The organism is Bradyrhizobium sp. GW821-FHT13H06, from assembly GCF_058803975.1.
This window is the reverse complement of sequence record NZ_JBXAPN010000004.1, coordinates 815012-829258: the sequence shown is the minus strand read 5'-3', so window position 1 is coordinate 829258 and position 14247 is coordinate 815012. Positions and strand designations below refer to the sequence as shown.

General features: G+C 66.6%; 13 protein-coding genes. 6 read left to right on the top strand and 7 right to left on the bottom strand.

Annotation, left to right across the window (positions count from 1 at the left end; all coding sequences use genetic code 11):
• Positions 1-81 precede the first annotated feature (81 nt).
• Positions 82-741 (bottom strand): hypothetical protein, encoded by a 660-nt coding sequence (locus AC1RQP_RS21220; RefSeq protein WP_492938376.1) that lies wholly within the window; start codon positions 739-741, stop codon positions 82-84.
• A gap of 290 nt (positions 742-1031) precedes the next feature.
• Between AC1RQP_RS21220 and AC1RQP_RS21215 the strand changes: the two genes are divergently transcribed.
• Positions 1032-1577, top strand: coding sequence for a sigma-70 family RNA polymerase sigma factor (locus AC1RQP_RS21215; RefSeq protein WP_239622355.1), 546 nt, complete (start codon positions 1032-1034; stop codon positions 1575-1577).
• A gap of 2 nt (positions 1578-1579) precedes the next feature.
• Entirely contained in the window at positions 1580-2218 is a 639-nt protein-coding gene (locus tag AC1RQP_RS21210) for an NrsF family protein (RefSeq protein ID WP_492938375.1), read from the top strand.
• 12 nt (positions 2219-2230) lie between these two features.
• Here AC1RQP_RS21210 and AC1RQP_RS21205 read toward each other — a convergent pair whose 3' ends face one another.
• Positions 2231-3334: a DUF2336 domain-containing protein gene (locus AC1RQP_RS21205; protein WP_239622357.1), complete on the bottom strand. Its 1104-nt coding sequence runs from the start codon at positions 3332-3334 to the stop codon at positions 2231-2233.
• Between the two features lie 63 nt (positions 3335-3397).
• Positions 3398-4555 (bottom strand): GGDEF domain-containing protein, encoded by a 1158-nt coding sequence (locus AC1RQP_RS21200; protein WP_239622358.1) that lies wholly within the window; start codon positions 4553-4555, stop codon positions 3398-3400.
• A gap of 435 nt (positions 4556-4990) precedes the next feature.
• Here AC1RQP_RS21200 and AC1RQP_RS21195 point away from each other — a divergent pair, with 435 nt between their 5' ends.
• The 4 genes from AC1RQP_RS21195 to AC1RQP_RS21180 all read left to right on the top strand — a co-directional run bounded on the left by AC1RQP_RS21195 (position 4991) and on the right by AC1RQP_RS21180 (position 9343).
• Positions 4991-5560, top strand: a complete 570-nt coding sequence (locus AC1RQP_RS21195) for a sigma-70 family RNA polymerase sigma factor (RefSeq protein ID WP_239622359.1) — start codon at positions 4991-4993, stop codon at positions 5558-5560.
• Positions 5557-6252: a hypothetical protein gene (locus tag AC1RQP_RS21190; RefSeq protein ID WP_492938374.1), complete on the top strand. Its 696-nt coding sequence runs from the start codon at positions 5557-5559 to the stop codon at positions 6250-6252. The genes AC1RQP_RS21195 and AC1RQP_RS21190 overlap by 4 nt, the downstream gene beginning before the upstream one ends.
• Before the next feature lie 16 nt (positions 6253-6268).
• Entirely contained in the window at positions 6269-7981 is a 1713-nt protein-coding gene (locus tag AC1RQP_RS21185) for a S8 family serine peptidase (RefSeq protein ID WP_492938372.1), read from the top strand.
• Positions 7982-8566: 585 nt separating this feature from the next.
• Positions 8567-9343 carry a TIGR03809 family protein gene (locus AC1RQP_RS21180; protein WP_492938371.1) on the top strand — a complete coding sequence of 259 codons (777 nt, stop codon included), beginning with the start codon at positions 8567-8569 and terminating at the stop codon, positions 9341-9343.
• Positions 9344-9472: 129 nt separating this feature from the next.
• On the opposite strand, the gene AC1RQP_RS21175 is transcribed toward AC1RQP_RS21180, so the two are convergent.
• From AC1RQP_RS21175 to AC1RQP_RS21160, 4 genes are all read right to left on the bottom strand, one after another.
• Entirely contained in the window at positions 9473-10843 is a 1371-nt protein-coding gene (locus AC1RQP_RS21175) for a TIGR03808 family TAT-translocated repetitive protein (RefSeq protein ID WP_492938370.1), read from the bottom strand.
• A 200-nt stretch (positions 10844-11043) separates the two neighbouring features.
• Positions 11044-11697 (bottom strand): pyroglutamyl-peptidase I, encoded by a 654-nt coding sequence (locus AC1RQP_RS21170; RefSeq protein WP_492938369.1) that lies wholly within the window; start codon positions 11695-11697, stop codon positions 11044-11046.
• Positions 11694-12683, bottom strand: coding sequence for a methylmalonyl Co-A mutase-associated GTPase MeaB (gene meaB / locus AC1RQP_RS21165; RefSeq protein WP_492938368.1), 990 nt, complete (start codon positions 12681-12683; stop codon positions 11694-11696). Before meaB ends, AC1RQP_RS21170 begins: the two co-directional genes overlap by 4 nt.
• A 51-nt stretch (positions 12684-12734) precedes the next feature.
• The gene (locus AC1RQP_RS21160) at positions 12735-14246 is read right to left on the bottom strand and encodes a tripartite tricarboxylate transporter permease (RefSeq protein WP_239622366.1); all 1512 of its coding nucleotides are present in this window, start codon (positions 14244-14246) and stop codon (positions 12735-12737) included.
• Position 14247 lies beyond the last annotated feature (1 nt).

The following is a 14247-nucleotide window of genomic DNA, read 5'->3' as shown; positions in this document are numbered from 1 at the left end:
GCAGGCCGCCGGAACGCGACGAGGGGCGCGTTCCGGACGAGGTCCGTCAGGCCGGTACCCGGGCCGGGAAGCGGCCGGCAATCACGCCATGAACATCCGCGCGGCGGACGCCAGCGTCAGCAGCGTGCCGACGCCGATGAAGATCTTGCCGATCAGGGAGCTCTGGTCCCAGGCCGAGCTCTGGTGGCTGCTTGCCATCACCGGCGCGGGCCGCGGCTGTGCCTCGGTCGCGGCAATCACCGCCTTCTGCCCCGGCGTCTCCTGTTGCAGGGCGCGATCGATGTCGTTGAGCTGATCGGGCGCGACGACCTGGCTTTCGGCTGGCGCGACGTTGGTATTATCGGCTGCAGCCTGGACATTGTCGTTGGCGCGGTTCGTCATCGCGGAGGCGGCAGCCGCGGTCGGCGTATCCGTGGCGAGCTGCGCGTTGGCATTGGCGACCTCCGGCGGCATCTGGCTCGACACCGGCACCTCACTGCCTGTCTTGTTGCCGTTCCTGCCCTCGTCCGCCCTTGCTGCGGCACCCTTCTTGTCGGCCTTGTCGTCGGATTTCTGCGTCGTCTTGCTGCTGCTGGTGCGGCGCGAGTCTTGGCGCCGGTGCTTGGCCGTGTCGGCCTGCTGGTCCGCGCTGTCCGCTTTGTTGCTTGCGGCCGAAATCGGCGCCGCCTGTGCAATGCCTCCGAACAGCAAGAAAAGCCCGGCCAAGACAATCAGGACCGCGCGTGCGCTGGCTTTCATCATGTTGACGATCTCCCCAATTCCGCCCGTCCCGGCAGCGAACAGAGACCCCGGGGCGTGACGACACCGGGGCAGAAAATGGGAATCTTCGGGCTAGACCCGGCAAAAACGGGGCAAATTGCGTTGCATTGTTGCCGCCGGATGCGGTACGGGCCGATCGGTGTTATGAGCCGTCAGGGATCTCTGCGGCCGAATTGATCGCGTCGTTCGATCGCGCATCACGAATTCGTGATGTGATGGGTGTCCGCGTAACAAATTGAAAGAGCGGCCGAATTGCATGGTGAGGGGCGCGGGTGCGCGGACGTGAGGACGAATGGACCGGCCTGATGCGGTCGGCCATGGCTGGCGATGACGCGGCCTATCATCGCCTGTTGAAGGCAATCACGCCGGTGCTGCGCGCTGCCGCGAGGCGAGGGTTGGCGCGGGCAGGTCAGCCTCCCGACCAGGCCGAGGACGTCGTGCAGGAGATTCTGTTGGCGGTGCATCTGAAACGGCACACCTGGGACAGCGAGGCTCCCTTCGCACCTTGGCTGTTTGCGATCGGCCGCAACAAGCTGATCGACGCGCTCCGCCGGCGCGGCAAGCGCGTGTTCGTCAACATCGACGATTTCGCCGAGACGCTGCCGGGCGAGGTGCCGCAGGAGACCGCGTCGGCTGGCGAGGTCGCCGCCCAACTGGGCACGCTGCCGCAGCGTCAGCGCGACGTGCTGCAATCGATCGCGGTCGAGGCCGCCTCGATCAAGGATACGGCGGCGAAGTTCTCGATGAGCGAGGGTGCGGTGCGGGTCGCGCTGCATCGCGGACTTGCGGCGCTGACGGCCAAACTGCGGGACCATTAGTCATGGACACCGATCAACTCATTCGCTCGCTCGCAGCCGACAACGCGCACCGCGCTCCACGCGTCGGCGCCGTGCTGACCATGGCGCTGCTGGTGGCTGCGCCCTTGTCGATCCTGATTTTCGCGACATTCCTCGGCGTGCGCGCCGACGTGATGAGCGCCATGCACAACCCGTTCTTCGACATGAAGTTCGCCGTGACGCTGTCGCTCGCAATACCCGCGATCATCGTCAGCCTGCATTTGTCGCGTCCCGAAGCCCTGCTGCGCGGCTGGGGCTGGCTGCTGCTGCTGCCGGTCGGGCTGCTGGCGGTTGCGATCGGCAGCGAGGCGATGATGGCCCCGGCCATGCCGATGACGATGCGCTTGATGGGCAAGAACTCCCGGGTGTGCCTGGTCGCGATCCCTGTGATGTCGCTGCCGCTGCTTGCAGGGGCGCTGTTCGGCCTGCGCCACGGCGCGCCGTCAAGCCCCGCGCTGGCTGGTGCACTCGCCGGGCTGGTGTCGGCCGGCCTCGCCGCGACCCTCTATGCCTCGCACTGCACCGACGACTCGCCCCTGTTCGTCGCGACCTGGTACACGCTCGCGACCGCGTTGGTGACCGCGATCGGCGCGCTGGTGGGATCGAAGGTCCTAAGATACTAGGATTCCGCGGCTTCACGCCGCCGGCGTCGCGCCCAGTTGCATGCGGTGGAAGCGCAGCACCTGCTGCGCGGTCGATGGGCGCAGCGCCTCATAGCTGTCGCGCAGCGTCAGAATGTCGGTCTGCGACCCGCCGGAGAGCTTCTCGCGCATGGCGATGATGGCGCGCACGCTCGACCATTGCATGCCAGCGACCTTGGCGAGGATCATCACGCCTTCGGTACGGCTCTCGATCATCATGGTCTCGGCCGTCTCGACCGCGACGCCTGCGAGTGCAGCCAACCCCGCATTGGTCTCGTCGAACTTGCCCTGCTCGGCGAAGGTTGTGACCTGGAACTCGTTGAGCCGGCCGTCGTCGTGCAGCGATTTCACCAGCGCGCGGGCCATCTCGGTCTGCTTCGTCATGGCGGCAGCGCGAACCCGTTGGGCCGCTTGCTGGACTACGCTCGAGACTTCGTCCGCAAGCTCGGGATGCGCGGCCGCAAGCTTCCTGCGCACGCTCGAGGATGCCTTGGCGACCAGCCTCAAATAGTGATGGCGCGGCAGGTCGGGCCGCAGGCCGATGCAGCCGGCGAGGTCGTCGTCGCGCTCGGCGCGGATGACGAGCTCGGTGAGACTTCCCTCGGAAAGCCGCGCGCCCGGATTCCTGACGGTCGACTGCACCACGTCCTCGTTGCCGCGCGTCACCAGCACGTCGGTCAGCGCTTCCGACAGCATCCGCCGCAGCGAGATCGCCTTGAGATGCGCCTGGCCCCTGGTGCGGGCGATCTCGAGCAGGGTCGCCTCGTCCAGCCGTTCCGATTTCGACAGCACCGGGCCGGAGACCTCGATGACCTCGTCGAGCGCGAGCGTGCGGATGATTTTCGGCGGCGCAGCCGCGATCGGTGCGAGGCGTTCGGCGAGCAGCGCCCTGGCCGACGTCTCGATCTGCCCGACCAGGCATTGGAACACGTCGTCGAACACGCGGATGTGGTCGTCGGAATAGTCTACTGCGTTGCCCACGAACAGATCGGTGACGCGGCGCAGCGTCTCGACCCGGCGCGCAACGGTGCCGTGCGTGAGGGCAGCCTGCAATTCCTCGAGCAGGTTTTCGGATGGTCTTGGGGATCTGGATCTCATTGCCCTGTCCTGGAGCGTTCGGCCCTGCAACGGCTTCTGCCGCGCCGGGAGAAAATGGATTGGTCAGCTCGTCACAATAGAGTTGCGCCCTTGCGCCTTGGCGGAATAGAGCGCGCGATCGGCGCGCGCGAGAAATGTGTCGGCAGTATCAATGTCGCGCAGCGTCGCGACGCCCGCGGAAATGGTCACCCGCATGCCCGGAGAGAACGCGCTCCAGTCGAGATCGGCAACGATGCCGCGCAACCGCTCCAGCATGCGCTGCGCGGCGTCGCCCGACATGCCCGGCAGCAGCAGCAGGAATTCCTCGCCGCCGTATCGGCCGAAACTGTCGGCCGGGCGGATGTTGGCGAAAATGGTGATCGCGAAGGTGCGCAGCACCTCGTCGCCGACGGGATGGCCGTAGGCGTCGTTGATGCGCTTGAACCAGTCGAGATCGATCAGCGCGATCGCGCACGGCGTGGATGCCTGCCGCGACTTTTCGATCTCGGCGTCGAGAAGCCGCATGATGCAGCGGCGGTTGTAGGCGCCGGTGAGTTCGTCGAGCTCGGCGAGTTCCTCGATGCGCTGATAGGCCGCCTTCAGTTCGATGCTGCGCCGGTACAGGATCTTGCGCAGGGTGGCGCCGAACAGGCCGAGGAAGGCGCACTGGCCGATCACCAGCACGAAGCAGAGCATCGAGGCGGCTCGCTGCAGCCGGGTCGTGACCGGCAGTCCGATCGGAAGGTCCGATCCCAGGAAGACCGCGGCGAGCCCGCAGGTGGCAAGGCCCCAGGTGAGCATCGCCTGACCCGACGTCATACGCAGTGTGCCGAACGCGAAGATCAGGAACAACACGGCCAGGAACGCGACCCCGACGGTCGGCACCGCGAGCAGGAACACCAGTTGCAGCGCCATATGCGCCGAGATCTGATACACGGTGAGGTAATGATCCTCGAACCGGTCGCCGAAGCCGGCTTCGGACAGCACCGTGAACGTACCGATGATGAGGAGGCCGCCGATCCAGAACAGCGACGGAACGCCCATCGAGATCGTGCCGTCATAGGCGTAGAGCAGCAGGACCGAGGCGCCAAGCGAGTAGCTCGCGACCTGGCCCATATACATCTGGCGGCGCTGCCGGGCCCGGCGCGCCCTGACTTCGGGGGCTGCCGCCTCAGGCGCGAGGACGAGGTCCGCGGCCTCTGCGGCATTCCTCTCGGGAAAGGACGTCGCGGCCGTGCTCATGGTCCCGCCAATGGTGGATGTCAGCGCAAAATTCTACGTGGCAAGCCTTTAGGTTTGGTATCCTTTGGAACCGAATCCGAAACCTGCAGCACGGAACAAGATGATCAGCCATCGCGCGATCTTACCGGCGATCCTGCATCGTGTGCGATGCGGTCGAGCCAAAGCAGGGCTTGGTGCGACAAACCTGGTGCAGGGCTGCTATGGAACCCGACCAGGCCGGCGCCTGTGCCGGAAAGGTCTTCCGCAGGGAAAGTATCTCAGTATTATGTTACCGATCTGGATGGACGCCGCTGATCGCTGCGGATGGGACGACAAAAATGCGCATATGTGGGGTAGCTCACACTGGCCCCCGGATGATTGCGGTAATTTGAACAATTTTGCACCCCCCGTCGAACCGCGCGCCGTATCGACCCGACCAACCTTGCGAGACGGCCATTGAGCGCGACACAGGCGGCTTCCGACGAGGTCCTGATCTCCAGGATCGCCCAAGGTGACCGGCTCGCCATGCAGGTGCTGTACGGGCGGCACCATGTCAGGGTTTACAGGTTCGGACTGCGGCTCGTGCGGGACGAGCAGGCGGCGGAAGACCTCATCAGCGAGGTGTTTCTCGACGTCTGGCGTCAAGCCGGCAAGTTCGAGGGCCGATCGGCGGTTTCCACCTGGCTGCTGGCAATCACCCGATTCAAGGCCCTGTCTGCGCTCCGGCGCAGGAAGGATTTCGAACTGGACGAAGAAGCCGCGAACGCGATCGAGGACACGTCCGACGATCCGGAAACGGTGGTGCAAAAGAAGGACACCAGTGAGGCGTTGCGGGAGTGTCTGACCAGCCTCTCGCCGGAACACCGGGAAATCGTCGATCTCGTCTACTACCACGAGAAGTCCGTGGAAGAGGTGGCCGGAATCGTCGGAATTCCCGAGAACACTGTGAAGACGCGCTTGTTCTATGCGCGCAAGAAACTGGCCGAACTGCTGAAGGCAGCCGGCGTTGAGCGAGGCTGGCCATGATGGCATTGAGCAAGAAGATGCTGGAGCGAGAGCCCAGTGAAATTGAACTGCTGCTGCCGTGGCACGCCGCCGGTACGCTGAGCGCGCGCGATGCGCGCCGCGTCGAGGAAGCGCTGGCGCGCGATCCCGAGCTCGCCAGGCAATATGCCGCGATCCGCGGCGAGTACGAAGAGACCATCCATCTGAACGAGAGCCTGGGGGCTCCGTCGGCGCGGGCGATGCAGAAGCTGTTCGCCGCGATCGACGCCGAGCCGGCACGGGAGAGCGGCTCGTTGCCGCTGTCGGCGCGGATCTCGACCTTCTTTGCGAGCCTGTCGCCGCGCACGCTGGCGTGGTCGGCGGGCCTCGGCGCCGTCGCACTCATGCTGCAAGCCGGAATCATCGGCGCCGTGCTGATGAGAAACCAGCCGGCGACCTTCCAGACGGCTTCGCTCTCGACCGGCGCGCCGATCACACGCGAACTTGGCAGCACGGCCGCGCCGGCGCGCGCGCTGGTGCGATTCACGCCGGAGGCGCGCGTCGGCGACATCACGGCGCTGCTCGACAGCTATCAGGCTTCGATCATCGGCGACGCCAAGGGCGGCATATTCCGCCTCCAGTTCGACAAGGCGATGAGCCAGGACGAGCTCGCCTCGCTGCTCGGCAGGATGCAGCGCGAGAAGGTCGTCAACCTCGCCGTCGCGGCGCCCTAGGCGCGCCGCTGAGCCGATGACGGGCAATTCCGAGAGCAGGGTGCGTGCGGGGGCCTGCGCTTCATCCATCGGAGCCGCGCTTCTGCTCGCCTCTTGTCTCGGCGTCGAGGTCGCCCAGGCGCAGGCGATCATGCGTACGCCCACGATCAGCGTTCCCTCGCGCACGCCGACGATCTCCCCGAGCATTGCTCCGCGCGTCAGCCCGACCCTATCCGCCAGGGCGGTGTCGGTCGACCGCGGCCCGCGTCCGATTACGACCGTCCGGATTCCTTCGGCGCGGATCGGGTTGACGCCGGTGCTGCCCTATGCGCGCTACTCTCCCAACCTCTATCCGGCCTGCACGGCGCCCTATCGGGCTGCCGACGGCGAATGCCTGGCACAGGCGAACGCGGGCGGCGAGGGCAGCGGAAAATCGGGCAACAAGAAGAGCGCCCGCAAGGGGCGCGGCAACAACACGCCGGTCGCGGCGAACCAGCGCAGCTTTGCCAACGAATTCGTCGCCGAGATCGACGGCAGTCTGTCGGTGACGGAGGCCGATGAGCTTGCGCGTCGCCACGGCCTCGCGCGCGTCGCATCCGAGAATTTTCCGCTGATCGGGGCGACGTTCGGCCTGTTCCGCATCACCGACGGCCGGCCTGCCGAGACGGTACGGCGCGAGTTCGCGGCGGACGGCAACGTGCGCTCCGTCCAGCCGAACTTCCGCTACGTGCTCCAGGACCAGAAATCGTCCGTGCCGGTCGAGGGCGATCCCGCGCAATATGCGCTGGCAAAACTCCGCCTGCCGCAGGCGCATGCACTGGCGCACGGAGCCAACGTTACCGTTGCCGTGATCGACTCCGGCATCGACGCCAAGCATCCCGAACTCGCCAATTCCGTCGCCGATCATTTCGACGCGCTCGGCAGTGCCGAGGGGCCGCACGTCCACGGCACCGGCATCGCCGGTGCCATCGTGGCGCATGCCCGCCTGATGGGCAGCGCGCCCGAGGCGCGCATCATCGCCATCCGGGCCTTCGGCGGCGCCAACGGCGGCTCCGAGAGCTCGTCCTACATCATCCTGCGGTCGCTGAATTACGCCGCCGAGCACGGCGCGCAGATCGTCAATATGAGCTTTGCCGGCCCGAAGGACGCGATCATCGAGCGTGCGATCGCGGCGACGGCTGCACGCGGCCTCGTGCTGATCGCGGCCGCCGGCAATGCCGGCGCGAAATCGCCGCCGCTCTATCCGGCTGCCAATCCCAATGTGATCGCGGTCAGCGCGACGGATCAGCAGGACAGGCTGTTCTCCGCCTCCAACCGCGGCAACTTCATCGCGGTCGCAGCCCCCGGCGTCGACATCTTCCTGCCGGCACCCGCCGGCAAGTACCAGATGACGTCGGGAACCTCGTTCTCGGCCGCCTATGTCTCCGGCGTCGCGGCGCTGCTCCTAGAGCGCAACCACGCCTTGAAGCCGGAGGTGCTGCGCATGACGCTGGCGAAGACCGCGCGCGACCTCGGCTCACCCGGACGCGACGACCTTTTCGGCGACGGTCAGGCCGACGCCTTTGCCGCGGTCATGGCCGTTCCCGCCGACAGCGCGACGCCGGTTGCGGCTGCGTCCGATACAACAAAACGTGAAGATGTCGAGAAGCGTCGTGGCGAGCCCGGCAGCCGTGCGATCGAGCAACCGTCGTTGTCGGGCTCGGACGAAAAGTCCGCGGTTTCTCAGGCATATAGGCCGGCGGCGAGATAGCGGCTGCGACAAGGATGCGCGGGGGCCGAAGCTCAAAAAAGCGAGCCCTCGCATTGAACGTTCAGCCAGCTGCCACGACCAACTGATGTGGGAGCGGTCATCCCTCCCCATCAGTCATATCAGGCGCGAGCGCCCATCCACCCCAAGCGCCCATATGGCTTGACCCGTCCGGTTGTCCCCCCGGACGGGTCTTTTCTTTTCAGCGCGTACTTGAGCGAAGTGGGCGCCGGCTCGCGGGAAGAAAACGCGTCAAACCAAGAATCCAGAGCGTCGGTTCTGATTCAATCGGAACCGAAGCTTTGGGCATCCGATCTTTTGAAGCGTCGCATTCGTTCAGCTTGCGGTTGAGGATCACCGCAGACGTCCGTTGCCGTCGCGCGCGCAACGCGCCGCAACTCCGTTATGCTTGTGCGAAGCTTGACTCGAAAACCCAGCAAATTTCCGGAGGACTACGGTATTTGATGACGAATGCCGTGTCGCTGCTGGACAAGTCAAATCTTTTCCACAAAATATTCATGTCGCGTCTAAATTGATTCGTGTGCGTTGCGTCCCCCGCGTCCGTATTTTTTCCTGACGGGCTGGTTCATGACACATCGCCAAGAGTTCGTTCGCGACGCAGTCGCTGGCCGCGCCATCGCGGCGCGCTGGTGCGCTCTCGCCGAACAGCGCCTGCAACATCTCTCCGAGATGTTCGAGACCGGCCGCTGGCGCCGGTATCATTCCGAGATCGAATTCCTTGAAAACATCCAGGAAGCCAAGCGTGCGGTCCAGACCTGGCGCGCGCTCGCAACCGGCGGGGACGTCGCCGAGGCGGCTGCAAGCGTGATGCCCGCATTCGGTTGGTCGCCGGCGACGATGCCCCGCATGGCACCGCGCGAGCAGCAGGCGCAGACCGTCCAGCCCAAGGCCGTTCACATTGCGCCTGAGACCGCTGTGGCGGTCAGGCTCGATCAGAAGCCGGACGTGCTCGCGGAGATCACCGAGGCGCCGATCGCGGCGGTGTTGCCATCCGTCGCGATGGCGCCGCCCACTGCACCTGCCGCGGTAGCTTCGTTTACCGCCCCCGCCGAGATGCCGCCGCTCAAGGCTCCCGCTGCGAGGGCGCCGCTAAGCGCACCTACCGTGAGATCACCCCTTGCGCCCGCCGCCATGAGGCAGTTCACCGCGCCCGAAGTGAGGCCGCCGCTCGCGGTGCCTGCCGCGAAGCTGCCGAAGGCGGCGCCTGCGGCGATGGCGGCGCTCCTCCCGCAGTTCGCCCCGCCCGCCGCCGAAATCGTCGCAGCCCCCGAGCGCGTCGTCGAATTCACCTTCAGCCTCGACGGTCTCCAAGCCAAATACCCGCTGCTCAGAAACGCGTTCTAAGGCGGTGGGTGAGGCCCGAGCAGAGTCGGCCGCCTCCCTCGCCCGGTCATCCTGAGGTGCGAGGCATGGGACGCGACGCGTCCCATAAGGAGCCTCGTAGGATGTACGGTCCGTCCGCCGGTTGTGCGCCTAACGTCGCACCGCATTGCCGCCGACCAGCACCTGCGTGAAGCGTTGCGCCCCTTCGGCCGACAGATCCGACGTCACCGCCCGCGCGTGGTCGAGCCCGACCACGGCGCCTCGTGGCGTTTCCGAGATCATGTTGTTGTTGACGAGCGCGGTGCCCGCGCCCGGCACGACCGAGACCCCGACGCCGGCCAGCGCCTTGCGGATCACGTTGCCGGTGATTGCAACGTCGCGCAGATATTTGCCCCAGCCGGCGACGATGCCGTAGGACGGCGCATTCTCGATCACGTTGCCGGTGACCGATGTGTCAGCCTCGATGTAGATGCCGACGCCGGCATCGTCGTCCGGCGCGGTGCCGATCGGCCGCTTCGGGATCAGATTGCGGATGATGTTGCCCTGGACCACCGCGATGCGGCCGCCTTCGTTGAAATTGCACACGGAGACGCCGACGGCGGCGCCATCCACCGTGTTGTTGGCGATCACCGCGGCTTCGAACGCGAACTCGGAATAGAGCGCGACCTCGCGCACGTCACTGACGCTGTTGCCGGTGATGTGGATGTTCGAGGCCGAGTTGCCGCGCACCGCCGAATAGTCGCAATTCCTGATGCGGTTGCCGCGCACGATCACGTTGCCGGCGCGAAACGCGTTGATGGCGTTGCCGTACTGGCCGGAGCCACCGGGGCCGGCCTTGATGTCCTCGATGCGGTTGTCGGCGACCAGCGTACCGTCATCGCCGATCGCGGTGCGCAGGATCTCGATGCCATTGTCGTTGGTGCCGATGATGGTGTTGCGCGAGACGCTGAGCCCCCTGGCGTCGAACGAGACCACCGCAGTCAGAGCGATGTTGGTGAAGATGTTGCCGGAGACGTCGCCCGCGACCTGCTCGAGCCAGATGCCGCTGCCGCCCGATTTCGTGATCTCGCAATCCGCCATGCGCACATCTCGTCCGCCGAGAACATGGATCAGGCCCCGCCGGGTCGGCAGCGGAATGTTGCCACCGTCGAAGGTGATGCCGGTGAGGCCGATCGCATCGGAGCCGTCGCTCTGGATCATCGAGGCTCCGCCCGTGAAGACCAGCTTGGTCGCACCGCGCACGCCGATCAGTTGCGACCCGTTCGGCAGCCGCAGCAATCCGCTGCGATAGACGCCCGGCGGCAGCGCCAGCGGCATTTGCGCCCGCGCAGCCTCGTCGATCGCACGCTGCAGCGCTCGCGTCTGATCCTCGCTGCTGCCGGGCCGCACACCGTATTGCGTGGCGTCGCGCCCGAGCAGGGACGTCAGCGGCGCCGCGCGCGCAGCATCGGCCGGCATGGCGAGCGCGCCGGCGATGCCGACGGTCGAAGCCCCGATGAGATGACGGCGATTGAGGTCCATGACGCGTCCTCCGGCGGACGCGGGATGTCCGCGGAGACTAGGTAGCGCAGGGCAGTCGGTGGCGCCGGGATTGTTGGCAGTAGGGTTAAATGTTTACCGCAAAGACGGTGCCGTAGGGTGGGCAAAGCGAAGCGTGCCCACCATTATCGCCGCGAATGCGGATGCATGGTGGGCACGGCGCAAGCGCGCCTTTGCCCACCCTAAGAGACCGAGGTGTTCCGCGCCTTCCTTGCCAATTGCACCATCTCCATCAGCATGGCCTCGCCGGCATCGACCAGTTCCTCCAGCGTGATCCGGGCGGCGCCCTTGCGCCGCACGGCGCCGCCGCGCGCAAGCAGCGGAATGTGGATGAAGGCCGCAAGCTTCGGCCCGCCCGACCTGACGTTCTCGATCGCGCGCCAGCTCAGGTAATTGCAGAGATAGGCGCCGGCATCGCGCGAGGGCCGCGCGTCGATGCCGGTGAGGCGCGCGGCGCGCAGCAGCCTTGCGGTGTGCGGGCCGAACGTCATCGCATCGGCATGGCCGGCGATGCCGCGCTTGCTCGAGCGGGTGTTGGCGGCATCCGGCCACAGCATGGTGACGGCGTTGCGCGCGCGGGTCTCGATCCGCAGATAGGGTGTGCGCGCCGCGAGGCCGAACATCAAGAGCGCGTCGGGCTTCGCCGTCGCGAGCACGTCCGGCAATTGCCGGTCGACGGCAGCATAGGTGACCGGGAAGATGTGGCTCGACAGCTCGACATCGTCGAGCGCCGGCCGGCGCAACTGCATCAGCCGGGCCACCAGCGCCTGGGTCGGATTGTAGGGCGCGCCCGGAAATGGCCCGAAGCCGGTGAGGAGAATGCGGGGCCCGGTCATTGCAGCAACTCCAGAATGCGCTCGGCGGCGAGCGCCGGCGTGAGATGGCCCTCGGCGACCTCGGCCTCGATCTTCCGGACCTTGGTCCGCACCGACGCTTCGCTCCGCAACCTTGCCAGCATGCGCTGCTCCAGCATCGACCACATCCACTTCACCTGCTGGTCGCGCCGCCGCGCGGCGAAATCACCGGACGCATTCATCGCCTTGCGGTGGTCCAAAACCTTCTGCCAGAGCTCGGCGATGCCGGTGCCGGCCAGCGCCGAATAGGTGACAACGGGCGGGTGCCAATGCTCGGATCGCGGCGCCAGGATGTGCAGCGCGCCGCGATAATCCGCGGCGGTGATGTTGGCGCGCTTGAGATTGTCGCCGTCGGCCTTGTTGATGGCGATCATGTCGGCGAGTTCGACCAGGCCCTTCTTGATGCCCTGCAGCTCGTCGCCGCCGCCCGGCAGCATCAGCGCCAGGAAGAAATCCGTCATGTCGCAGACCGCGGTCTCGGACTGGCCGATGCCGACGGTCTCGACCAGCACGACGTCGAAGCCGGCCGCCTCGCAGAGCAGCATCGCCTCGCGCGTCTTCGCCGCGACGCCGCCGAGCGTGCCCGAGGACGGCGAGGGGCGGATGAAGGCATCGCTCGATGCCGACAGCCGCGCCATCCGCGTCTTGTCGCCGAGGATCGAGCCGCCGCTGCGTGCCGAGGACGGATCGACCGCGAGCACCGCGACCATGTGGCCCTGCTCGATCAGATACGTCCCGAGCGCATCGATCGTCGTGGATTTGCCGACGCCGGGCGAGCCGGTGATGCCGACGCGAAACGCCTTGCCGGTGTCGGGCAGCAGCATCTGCACCAGCTCGCGCGCCAGCGCCTGATGATCGCCGCGCCGGCTCTCGACCAGCGTGATGGCGCGGGCGAGCGCCGCGCGGCTGCCCGCGCGCAAGTCGCGGGCGAGGGATTTGATGTCCAGCGAAGCCTTCTTCTCAGTCATGCCCTGCTTTACAACGGCCCGGCGGGGCAGGCGAGGGCCGCCCGCGCCATATCACCGGGATGTTGCTGCCGCAGTCTGCGCCGGTTTCAGCTTCCGCCACGCCCACACCATAACCGGCCAAAGCAGCGCGCCGATCGCCATGGCGGCGAGGATCGCCGCGACCGGCCGCTCGAAGAACGGCAGGATGCTGCCGTCGGACTTGATCAGCGAGGTGACGAAGGCCTGCTCGACCATGGTGCCCATGACGATGCCGAGCACCATGGCCGCGACGGGATAACCGTTCGCCTCCATGACGTAGCCGATCACGCCGAAGGCGGCGACGGTGACGACGCCGAACATGTTGTTGCCGATCGCGAACGAGCCGACCGCGCAGCACAGCATGATGACCGGCATGATGGCCGATCGCGGCGCCAGCAGGATGTAGGCCGCGACCCGGATCATGGCGATGCCGAGCGGGATCATCATGATGTTCGCGATGATGAACATCAGATAGATCGCGTACATGCTCGACGCCTTCTCGGTGAACAGCGTCGGGCCGGGATTGAGACCCTTCATGTAGAGCACGCCGATCGCGATCGCGGCGATGGTGTCGCCGGGGATGCCGAACAGCAGCGAGGGCACCCAGCCGGAGGCGATACTGGCGTTGTTGCTGGCGCCGGCCTCGACCAGGCCCTCGACATGGCCGGTACCGAACTTTTCCGGCTCCTTGGAGAAGCGCTTCGACATCGCGTAGGAGACCCAGGCGGCCATGTCGGCGCCGGCGCCGGGCAGCACGCCGATGATGATGCCGACGATGTTCCCGCGCGTCATCTGCCAGCGATACAGCTTCGTCAGCTTCCACTGGCCGGCCAGAATGCTTCCGAATTTTCGGCGCGGCAGCGGCGGCGGCTCGGGCGTCAGCATCGCGCGCATCACCTGCGCCACCGCGAACACGCCGACCAGCGCCGGGATCGGCTCGATGCCACCGAACAGATCGGTGAGGCCGAAGGTGAAGCGCGGGACGCCGCCGGGATTCTCGATGCCGATGCAGGCGACGAGCAGGCCGATGAACATGCCGGCGATCGCCTTCACCGGCGAAGAGCGCGCAACCAGGGTGGCGCACATCAGGCCGAGCAGCGCCAGCCAGAAATATTCGAAGGTCGAGAACGACAACGCGATCTCGGCGAGCGGCGGCGCCAGGATCATCAGCGACAGCACGCCGGCGATGCCGCCGACCGCGGAGAACCACACGCCGGCCCCCAGCGCGAGCTCGGCCTGGCCCTTGCGCGTCATCGCGTAGGCTTCGTCCGCATAGGCGGCGGAAGCGGGCGTGCCGGGAATGCGCAGCAGCGCGCCGGGAATGTCGCCGGAGAAGATCGCCATCGAGGAGGCCGCGACGATGGTCGCGATCGCCGCGATCGGCGAGAGATAGAAGGTGACGGGGACGAGCAGGGCGGTCGCCATCGTCGCCGACAGGCCCGGCAGCGAGCCGATCACGAGCCCGTACACGGACGCCGCGAACATCGCGATGATGACCTCCCAGGTGGAGATCAGCGCGAACGCATCGATCAGGGTTTTCAGCATG